At 44.5% G+C, this 8,076-nt stretch carries 7 protein-coding genes and 1 pseudogene; 2 read left to right on the forward strand and 6 right to left on the reverse strand.

Going from position 1 to position 8,076, the window contains the following annotated elements:
• Positions 1–764: linear amide C-N hydrolase (locus BACCELL_RS18750; protein ID WP_007213574.1), on the forward strand; the 764-nt coding region annotated here is incomplete at its 5' end.
• 292 nt (positions 765–1,056) lie between these two features.
• Positions 1,057–1,863: a DUF6705 family protein gene (locus BACCELL_RS18755; protein ID WP_007213576.1), complete on the forward strand. Its 807-nt coding sequence runs from the start codon at positions 1,057–1,059 to the stop codon at positions 1,861–1,863.
• Between the two features lie 316 nt (positions 1,864–2,179).
• Here the strand turns inward: BACCELL_RS18755 and BACCELL_RS18760 are convergent, their stop codons facing one another.
• The 6 genes and pseudogenes from BACCELL_RS18760 to BACCELL_RS26145 all read right to left on the reverse strand — a co-directional run.
• Positions 2,180–2,881 (reverse strand): LytR/AlgR family response regulator transcription factor, encoded by a 702-nt coding sequence (locus BACCELL_RS18760; RefSeq protein ID WP_007213578.1) that lies wholly within the window; start codon positions 2,879–2,881, stop codon positions 2,180–2,182.
• Positions 2,853–3,947, reverse strand: a complete 1,095-nt coding sequence (locus BACCELL_RS18765) for a sensor histidine kinase (RefSeq protein ID WP_007213579.1) — start codon at positions 3,945–3,947, stop codon at positions 2,853–2,855. The genes BACCELL_RS18760 and BACCELL_RS18765 overlap by 29 nt, the downstream gene beginning before the upstream one ends.
• Before the next feature lie 110 nt (positions 3,948–4,057).
• Positions 4,058–5,278 carry an ABC transporter permease gene (locus BACCELL_RS18770; protein WP_007213580.1) on the reverse strand — a complete coding sequence of 407 codons (1,221 nt, stop codon included), beginning with the start codon at positions 5,276–5,278 and terminating at the stop codon, positions 4,058–4,060.
• A gap of 12 nt (positions 5,279–5,290) precedes the next feature.
• Positions 5,291–6,037 carry an ABC transporter ATP-binding protein gene (locus tag BACCELL_RS18775; RefSeq protein WP_007213581.1) on the reverse strand — a complete coding sequence of 249 codons (747 nt, stop codon included), beginning with the start codon at positions 6,035–6,037 and terminating at the stop codon, positions 5,291–5,293.
• A gap of 78 nt (positions 6,038–6,115) precedes the next feature.
• A pseudogene (locus BACCELL_RS18780) lies at positions 6,116–7,335 on the reverse strand (efflux RND transporter periplasmic adaptor subunit).
• Positions 7,336–7,431: 96 nt separating this feature from the next.
• Positions 7,432–8,076: TolC family protein (locus tag BACCELL_RS26145; RefSeq protein ID WP_007213584.1), on the reverse strand; the 645-nt coding region annotated here is incomplete at its 5' end.

Genomic DNA, 8,076 nt, shown 5'->3' on the forward strand with positions numbered 1-8,076 from the left:
AAAAAGGACTCGTTGCCAATCTGTTGTGGCTGGCAGAATCATCCTATCCCCAATGGAACGGTGAGAGACCGGCTTTGTCCATAGCCGCCTGGGTGCAATATATGCTTGATAATTTTGCAACGGTGGATGAGGCTGTTGCCGAGGTAGAAAAGAATACTTTCGATGTGGTGTCGGATATGATGCCCGACGGTACGCGTATGGCTACCCTTCATCTTTCCATTTCGGACGCTATGGGTGATAATGCTATTTTTGAGTATGTGGACGGAAAGTTGGATATTCATCATAGCAAAGCATATCAGGTAATGACAAACTCACCTGTGTTTGACCAGCAACTGGCGCTTGATGATTATTGGAGGAATATCGGAGGAACCACTTTTTTGCCGGGTACCAATCGTGCTGCCGACCGTTTTGTGAGAGCTTCTTTCTATATAAATGCTATTCCTAAAACAGAAGATACCCGTACAGCTTTGGCCAGTGTATTCAGCGTGATACGCAATACTTCCGTTCCGTTCGGTATCAGCACTCCTGATCAGCCGAATATTTCTTCAACCCGATGGAGGACCGTTTCCGATCAGAAGGATAAAGTTTATTACTTTGAGTCTACTTTATATCCCAATGTATTTTGGATTGACTTCAAGGATGTGGATTTCTCAGAGAAAGCGCCTGTCAAGAAGTTGAATCTTCTTTCCGGTAAAACGTATGCGGGAAATACTGCCAAAGAGTTTGTCGCTACAAAACCTTTCCAGTTCTTGGGAATCAAATAGTATAGATTTTACGCTCATAAAAAAAAATGAAATGCACCCTGACTACGCTTAGAAAGGGTGCATCTCTGCAAAACAAACAAACAGTTTCAACCTTTTATGACCAAAACTGAGATATACTATATATACTACAAATATATCTTAGGTTTTCTATCCAAAAACCTTGTAACTGCAAAGGAAGCTAATTTTGAAAGAAATGTCTCTATTTCTTTTTTACTTGTTATAAATAAAAGTCTCCGGGTGTATTAAAAAAAGTGCAAATCATTTGGATATTAGATATTTATATACTTCATGATTGGCATCAATCATTTTTAGTGAACAGTATAGAAAAGAGCATTTATTTTTGGCTCTGGTAGCATCTTTCATAGTGCTTATTGATTACTTCTTTATTTATTTTGTTGGTAGCTTCTTACTTTTTTGTATTTTTGGTGCGTATCAAAAAATAATTTTTCAGAAAGTGTTATTGATATTAATAAGTTCCCACACTTTTTATTTTTATCCGTTGTATCCGGGAAGCTGGCAACATAAATTTTCTAATACTATGAGCAGGAAAGATATGAAACGGATTTACATACTTTTCGTTCTTGTGTTCACTTGTATGGGCGTGTTTTCTCAAGCAAATTATGATGCTTTCGTAGGAACATGGATATATCAGAAAAATGATACTATCTTTAAAATTAAACTGCAAAAAGGTGTGGTGAAAAGCCATGGAAAAGATAAGCGTACTGGTATTTTTGGAGGTTATTATCTCAGCGTAAAGGGAATAGTCAAAGAAAACTATATTAAAACATTACCAACAACATGGGATATTTATACATTTGCACCATTGTGTAATATTTATATTGAGGCTTATAGTACAACCCCTAATTATTTAGGTTTCACTTTTTATGACCAGCGTAAATTGCACTTGAATGGTGAAGGAATACTTGGTGGGACAATGGATTTGACGGCCTCTAACAAGCTCCACTGGAAGTTAGATGAGAAGAAAGGTCTGTGGTATGCATTGGAAGGAGATTATGCGGAAGATATGGTTCCTGCTCCAGAAGAATGGATTCCTCGTGGCTTCTCAGTGCCCACAGACGTAATAATGACCAAGGAATAGCAGTATTCTAAAATAGGTTGTGTTAGCGAAGTATGCTCAATTTATAACTATACTGCATAAAGTTCTTGTGTGTTGAATATAGATTTTAATTTTTTGAAAATCAATAAAACAAAAAGCACTTCCTATCGTTCGCTTACGGAGGAAGTGCTTCACACAAAAACTAAACTAGACTTAACTAAACTATTCTATTGGGGGAAGTTTCACAACTTCCTTTATCTGTTCGATGCAAAGGTAAAAAAACATTTTTTAATATGCAATAGGAAATTATGTTTTGTCGACAGATTCGGATATTTTATCGACAAATGAATGTTATTTCCTAGCTCCTTTTATCCAGGAAAGTTTGAAATACCTGTTTATAACTATCGCTGACAGGGATATACGTTTTATCAAACACAATCCGTCCCCGATCAATAACTCTTATTTTTTCTTTCTGTACAATATAAGATCTGTGAACCCGCATGAAACGGGATGTTGGTAATAATTCCTCCATTGATTTCATACTCATAAGCGATAAAATAGGCCGGGCGGTATCTTCTGTATAAATTTTAACATAATCCTTTAAACCTTCTACATAAAGTATCTTTTTAAGTTCTATTTGTACCAGCTTATAGTCACTTTTTACAAATATACTTTCTATTTCTTCTTTAGGCTGTTGTAAGAGTTCAAACCATTGTACGGCTTTATTAGCTGCCTGCAAAAAATCCACGTAAGAAATAGGTTTTAGCAGATAATCCAAAGCATTTACTTTATAACCATCAATGGCGTATTGTTCAAAAGCGGTACTAAAGACAATGCGGGTATGTGTATCTACCATTTTGGAGAATTCCAAACCGTTAAGTTCGGGCATCTGTATATCAAGGAAAAGCAAATCCACTTGCTTATCCGGCAGTTCCTTCATAGCCTGTACGGCACTGGAATACTTTCCCTTCAATGTCAGGAACGGAGTTTTGTTGACGTAGCTTTCCAGTAAATCTAAAGCTAAAGGTTCGTCATCTACTATGGCACAAGTTAGATTCATAATGTTGAATGTTAAAGAGTGATAAGATTGATTTATATTCTTTCCCATCGTCGCTTACTCCTTGGGTCCATTCATATTGGCCGGGATAAGTTAATTCCAGGCGTTTCCGCACTTGCTCCAGTCCTATGCCACTTCCACTTTTATCAGTCTGGCTTTTGGGGTGGTAGCTGTTGGTTATTTCGCAGCATACCCGACCGGGGCTTTCACTGAAATGGATGTGGATAAAACTGGGCTCGGTGGGAGAGATGCCATGTTTGAAGGCATTCTCTATGAGGGAGATGAAAATGAGCGGGGCTATTTCCGTACGACTATCGGCACGAACATCTATTTGTGTCTCTACAGTTACGTTTGCGGAGAGGCGGATGCGCATCAGTTCAATGTAGTTGCGGATGAAATCCATCTCTTTGCCAAGAGAGACAAAATTCTGTTGATTGTCGTAGAGAACGTGACGCAGCAGGCGACTTAATTCCTGAACAGCGGCTTGTGCTTTATCGCTGTCGAAGGCGATAAGAGCATAGATGTTGTTCAGGGTGTTGAGTAGGAAGTGCGGGTTCAGTTGATTACGCAGGTTTTTCAGTTCCGCTTCCGTGCGGCTTTTCTCGGCTTCCCGGCGTGCGGCTTCTACTTTTACCCAACGGCCACTCATACGGATGGCAGCGGCCAGTCCTACGGTGAGAACCATTGAGAAGACATCTCGCAGGATGAAGATCCAACTGGGAGGTCCGGGACGTTTGTGAGCTTCGGGTTTCACATACGTATGGAAGATGAAATCTTGCCAAAAGTGTACGCCGACAGCTGTGCAAAGTATGAGCAGGAGATTCAGTAATACATATTGCTTGATGCGTCCCTCAAATAAGAAACGGGGGATGAAGAAACAGTAGTTTAGGTAGAACACGATCAGGAATGATACCGGAACCGCACTGCCATGACGTAAATAGTCTACCCAGCTTACCGTAAATCCGCTACGATTCATCAGCAGAAATGGGAAAGCGAAAACGATTCCCCATCCGATGATATGGATGAGAACTTCTACAATCCGGCGAGTTTGGGAGTCTTGCATAATCATGTTACAAAAATAATTAATTTTAGTGATTAACGTTTAGTGATTAGTGATTAATTGCTGTGTAGCATATTGGAATTCCCAACTAACCACTAATCACTAACCGCTAATCCCTTTTATTCGTATCTTATTGCCTCTATCGGGTCCAGATCCGCTGCCTTCTTAGCCGGATACCAGCCGAAGAACACACCGGTGACCGTACAAACGGCGAAGGAGAGGAATACACTCCATGCCTGGATGTAGATAGGCCAGTGGGCTACGTTCTTTACGATGAATGAGGCTCCGCAGCCAATGACAACTCCGATGATACCACCTGTAATACTGATAAGGATGGCCTCGATTAGGAATTGCGAGAGAATATCCACCCCACGGGCACCGACAGACATGCGCAGACCGATTTCACGGGTACGCTCCGTCACGCTGACGTACATGATGTTCATGATACCGATACCACCTACTACCAGAGAGATGCCGGCGATACATGCCAGGAGTGTTGTCATCAGGTCGGTAGTGGAGTTCAGCATGGTGCTGAGTTCCTGTTGGCTGCGAATGGTGAAGTCGTCGTCATCACTCTCTTTCAGCTTATGGTTGCGGCGCAGGATGGTGGTGATTTCATCCGTTGCATAATCCGTCATATCCTCGGAGAGGGCAGAGGCGAAGACACCTTGCAGGTATGTGACGGCAAGCATACGTTTCATTACCGTGGTATAAGGTGCCAGTACGATTTCGTCCTGGTCCATACCCATGGAGTTGTAGCCTTTGGCTTTAAGTACACCCACTACACGCAGGGGTACCTGGTTGAAACGGATGATATGTCCGATAGGGTCCTGTCCGTCCGGGAAAAGATTGTCCACAATGGTCTTACCGATGATGCAGACTTTGGCGGCACTCTGAATGTCCGCTTCGGTAAACATCTCGCCACTCTCTACGCTTAACTGGCGGATTTCGAGATATTCGGTACCTACACCATTTACAGAGGCAGGATAGTTGTTGTTTCCTGCGATGAGCTGTCCGCTGGACGATACATTGGGGCTGACGGCTGCCAGGAAGTTGGTTTCATCCCGCAGGGCTTCATAATCAGTCAGCTTCAGAGTCTGCATGGACGAGGCATCCTGACGGACACCGCCACGCATATCACCGCCCGGATGAATCATAATCATATTCGAACCCATTTCCGCGATCTGTGCCTGAATGCTTTTCTTCGAGCCTTGCCCGATGGCGAGCATGGTGATGACGGATGCCACACCGATGATGATACCCAGCATGGTGAGGAAGGCGCGAAGCTTATTGTTGGCAAGGGCGCGGAGGGCTATTTTGAAAAGGTTTGTTCCGTTCATAATTTATATTTATTAGTCTTCATCACTCTTTGGCAGCGCTGCCAGAGCTTCTGCCGCTGAGAGGATTTTCGGGTTCACCGTATCTTCCGTCACATGCCCGTCGCGTAGACGGATATTCCGGCTACTGTACTGAGCTATTTCGGGGTTGTGGGTGACAAATATAATCGTACGTCCTTCGGCATGCAGTTTCTGGAAGAGAACCAATATCTCAAAAGAAGTACGTGTATCCAGATTACCTGTTGCTTCATCGGCAAGGATTACCGCAGGGTTGTTCACCAGGGCTCGGGCGATGGCTACACGCTGCATCTGTCCGCCGGACATCTGGTTCGATTTATGTTCCAGACGATTACCCAGTCCCACTGCTTGCAGGGCTTGGATGGCGCGTTGCTTACGTTCGGCTGCTGAGACGGAAGCGTTGTACATCAAGGGTAACTCTACATTCTCTACGGCAGTGGTCTTTGCCAACAGGTTGTAATTCTGAAAAACAAAGCCGATCTTCCGGTTCCGCAGGATGGCTCGTTGAGGTTTGCTCATGGTGCGTACGGATATGCCATCCAGCAGGTATTCGCCGCTGGTGGGAGTATCTAGGCAGCCCAAGGTATTCAACAGCGTTGACTTACCGGAGCCGGACGTACCCATGATGGTCACGAACTCTCCTTCGGTGATGGAGAAGGAGACGCCACGCAGGGCATGGACCGTTTCATCGCCCACCTGAAAGTCGCGCCGAATATTTTGTAATTCTATAACTGTTTTGCTCATTGTTTCGGAATTGTTTCGTTGAATAAATGAAAAATTACTTGCATGCCGAAAGGAAACTTTGCTCCAGCGCTACGCTGGTTATTTACTATTCTTTTTCTTATTGTTTCCCGGAGGGCCCGGCATGAAAGGACTTCTTTCGCCATCTCCCTGGCCTTCGGCTACAGCGGTTTCGGCACCTGTGCTAATCACCGCATCGGATACTATTTGTGTGCCTTCGTTGATACCGCCTGTAATTTCGGTGACAATTCCGTTAGAGATACCTATGCTAACCGGATGTGCAGTGAATGTGTCACCTTCACGAGTCCAGACTTTATGTTCACCTTCGCAATCTTTACCACTGCATTCGATCCTACCAGTGGAACGGCAGGCGTAAAGCGCAGCGCTTTTGCCGGAACGCTCAGTACTCCTTGTTTATCCAGAGTGTAGATAGTGATGTTTGCCGTCAGCCTCGGTTTCAGTTTCAAGTCCGGATTGTGGGCGGAAATGACTACTTCATATGTAACTACCGTAGTGGTGGTAGTGGTGCTGCTTGAACTGCTTGTGGCTCCCAGGCGAATCTGTGTCACTTTTCCTTCGAACACATCATTCGGATAAGCGTCTACCGTGAAACTTACACGCTGTCCTTCTTCCACATCGCCTATATCGGCTTCATCCACGTCAGCTACTACCTGCATCTGTGTCAGGTCGGCAGCGATGGTGAAGAGGGTCGGGGTTTCAAAACCGGAAGCTACTGTCTGTCCTTCTTCCACGTCGCGGCTGATGACAACGCCGTCGATAGGAGAGGTGATGGTTGCATAGGACAGATTGCGCTCTGCTTTGGCCAGAGAGGCTTTACTACTGTCGAAGGCGCTCTTTGCTTTCTGGTAGTTATAAAGACTTTGCTCGTAATCCGTATCACTGATGAGTTGTTTCTCATGCAATCCTTTGTTACGCTCGTAATTTTTCTGTTGATATTCATATTCGGCTTTGGCACCGTCGTAAGTAGCCTTTTGCGATGCTAATTCGCTTTGCAGGGTTACTTTGTCCATTTCGGCAATGAGCTGCCCCTTGGTTACTACTGAGTTATAGTCTGCGTACAATCTATCGATGATACCGCTGACCTGTGTACCTACTTCCACTTCGGTCACCGGTTCGATAGTGCCTGTGGCCGTCACGGAATTGGAAATGTTGGCGCGGTCTACGGTGGCCGTCTCATATACCACTTTCCGCTTTTTGGCTTGTCCGCCAAATGCCCAAATAGCTATGCCGGCTACAATAATGACTCCGACCGCTAAGCTGATAATTTTCTTTTTACTCATACCTTATATTTCTTATCTCGTTTATTTCTTATCTCGTTGAATGATATATTATATATCTGAATTATGCTGACATACAGGCTTGTTTACGTCATGCGGTTACAACTGTATACCTTCGCCCTGGTAGAAGCGGAGCAACTGTGCATTCAGTATTGCCATGTACTTGGCTTGCAGTGTTTCCTGCTGTGCGTTGAGCAGATTATTCTTCTCAGTCAGCAGTTCCACGGTATTCTTCATGCCCAGGTTGAATTGTTCCTGAATCAGATCGTAACTGGTCTGCGTACTGCGCAGTTTCTCGGCAGCGGCAACATATTGCTGCTGTGCACTGTTGGCATCCAGCCAGAGGCTTTCTATGGTCTTGTATAAAGTTTTCTGCTGATCCTGCAAGTCCAGTTCACTGGTCTGCTTTTGCAGACGGGCCTTTTGCACGGCACTCTTGGTCTGACGGTTGGTGAAGATGGGGATGCTTACGGTCAGTCCCAGTGAGTTGTTCCAATTATTCTTTACCTGTTCGGAGAAGGAAAAATCGTTGCCATTGGCATTCGTTGTACCGATACCTGCGCTGAGGCTTAATGTCGGAATATATCCCGCTTTAGCGATGCTGATGTCAAGGTCGGATGCCTTAACATTCAGTTTGCCCGACTCTATCTCCGGGCGGAAAGTGAGGGCGGCTTGATACACATCCGTCTTGGTGGGTAGGGGTATCAATACATTCTCATCTCCCAGGGAGGGCAGATAGAGGTT

The organism is Bacteroides cellulosilyticus DSM 14838, assembly GCF_000158035.1.
Classification (GTDB): Bacteria; Bacteroidota; Bacteroidia; order Bacteroidales; family Bacteroidaceae; genus Bacteroides; species Bacteroides cellulosilyticus.

Coding starts and splice junctions, on each gene's coding strand:
- BACCELL_RS18760 (WP_007213578.1), bottom strand. CDS start 2,881: ATGAATCTAACTTGTGCCATAGTAGATGACGAACCTTTAGCTTTAGAT.
- BACCELL_RS18765 (WP_007213579.1), bottom strand. CDS start 3,947: ATGATTATGCAAGACTCCCAAACTCGCCGGATTGTAGAAGTTCTCATC.
- BACCELL_RS18770 (WP_007213580.1), bottom strand. CDS start 5,278: ATGAACGGAACAAACCTTTTCAAAATAGCCCTCCGCGCCCTTGCCAAC.
- BACCELL_RS18775 (WP_007213581.1), bottom strand. CDS start 6,037: ATGAGCAAAACAGTTATAGAATTACAAAATATTCGGCGCGACTTTCAG.